We start from the raw sequence: 1,644 nt of genomic DNA on the forward strand, positions 1-1,644 counted from the left end.
CGGTAATTGTCAAGCTAGTTGTCGCATGTAACATGTATTCAAGCCGCCAGCTTGAGTTGGTTTTCATGGTTTGAACAGGCCATGTCCTGATGACTCTGCGGGTTCAAATGAACCACATCAACACGATGCCAGTTCCGCGTCTTGCCCGACCAACGTTGCGGGTTTTTGGCGCGTGCGGCTTCATAAACGGCGTGGCGTTGCACAAGTAAATCCTGGTCGTGATTGTGATGACGTTCATCTGGCGTGACGAAGCCGATTGCACTGTGACGATGTTCGGTGTTGTACCAGCGCACAAAGCCATCTACCCAGCGCCGGGCTTGCTTCAGGCTGTCAAAGGGTTTGCGTGGATACAGAGGACGATATTTCAAGGTACGGAATAACGACTCCGAGAATGGATTGTCATTGCTGACCGAGGGTCGGCTGAACGAGGCGCGAACCCCCAGTTGGTGTAGCGTACTTTGCAGCAAGGCACCGCGCATCGGGCTGCCATTGTCAGAATGCAAGACCACCTGTCCTGGGCGGACCCGTTCGCGTCGGTAAATATCACGCACCAGTTCAGCCGCCCGCCCACTATCTTCGGTCTCAAAGACTTGCCAGCCCACAATCTTGCGGCTGAAGATATCCATAAACAGATATAAATAGTAAAACTGACCCTTGATGGGTGCAGGCAAGTAGGTGATATCCCAGCTGTAAATTTGATTCGGGGCGGCGGCGCACAGCGGTGTGGGACGAGGCCGCGCCTGGCGTGGCTTGTCAGTGCCGCGGTGCTTCAGTTGGCCGGCCTGGCGCAAGACGCGATACAGGGTTGACTCGCTGGCCACGTACTGCCCCTGATCCGCCAGACGAGGCACAATCTGTGATGGCGGCAGGTCGGCATAGACGGGGCTGTTCAGCAATGCCAGCACCTCTTGGCGCTCCAGGTCGCTTAATCGATTATGGGGGTGCTGCTGGCGTTGCAGGCGCCCGTCTGCTCGTGCCAGGTCTTGTTGCCAACGCTGCAAGGTGCGCACCGACACGCCAATGACCTCGCACGCTTTGGCTTGACGTGCCCCGTCGTTGACGGCCTGTTCAATCATGGCGTTGATACGTTGGCGCTGCGGCAGTGAGGTCATTTGTCCTCGCCCTCCCACAGCGCCTGATACTTTTTTTGTAGCACCAGCAGTGCGGCCGCCTCGGCCAGAGCCTTGTCCCGTCGATTCAATTGACGTTCAAGTTGTTTGACCTCGTCTTTGAGGCGACGCACTTCGCCGGCGTTGCCGGCAGGTTCAGCAGGGGTCAACAATTGTGCTTTCCACTGCGCCAACTGATGCTCGAACAGCCCGTGCTCGCGACACCAGGCACTGCGGGCCTCGGGCGTCATGGCATGCGTGTCCAGCACGGCTTGAAGGCGTTGTTCTGCACTGTAATCAGTGGCCCGTTTTTCGGGCGGCTGTGGCGCCGTCGGTTCTGACATTCTGAAATCCTGTAACCATTTACGAAGGCTATGGTACGGGACATTCAGCTCATTAGCCATCTGGCCAATCGTTCGACCGTTTTCACGGTGCAACGTCTTGCGCACGGCTTCTTGTCTGATGGCAAGGCTGTAGGGGCTCATCGATAAAAATCGCTTTCAAAAGAATGCGACAACTATGCTGACACTGGGGG

At 56.7% G+C, this 1,644-nt stretch carries 2 protein-coding genes; both read right to left on the reverse strand.

Annotation, left to right across the window (positions count from 1 at the left end):
- Positions 1-38 precede the first annotated feature (38 nt).
- On the reverse strand, positions 39-1,112 hold the full coding sequence (locus tag V0R37_RS21770) for an IS3 family transposase (RefSeq protein WP_420376510.1): 1,074 nt from the start codon (positions 1,110-1,112) through the stop codon (positions 39-41).
- Complete coding sequence (locus V0R37_RS21775; protein WP_420376511.1) at positions 1,109-1,594, reverse strand: transposase; 486 nt, start codon at positions 1,592-1,594, stop codon at positions 1,109-1,111. Before V0R37_RS21775 ends, V0R37_RS21770 begins: the two co-directional genes overlap by 4 nt.
- Positions 1,595-1,644 lie beyond the last annotated feature (50 nt).

The sequence above is a fragment of the Pollutimonas rozaliensis genome (assembly GCF_048751585.1).
In the GTDB taxonomy this organism is placed as follows: domain Bacteria; phylum Pseudomonadota; class Gammaproteobacteria; order Burkholderiales; family Burkholderiaceae_B.

What these genes read in the sequence shown, in the direction of transcription:
- V0R37_RS21770 (WP_420376510.1), bottom strand. Translation starts at nt 1,112, where the DNA reads ATGACCTCACTGCCGCAGCGCCAACGTATCAACGCCATGATTGAACAG.
- V0R37_RS21775 (WP_420376511.1), bottom strand. Translation starts at nt 1,594, where the DNA reads ATGAGCCCCTACAGCCTTGCCATCAGACAAGAAGCCGTGCGCAAGACG.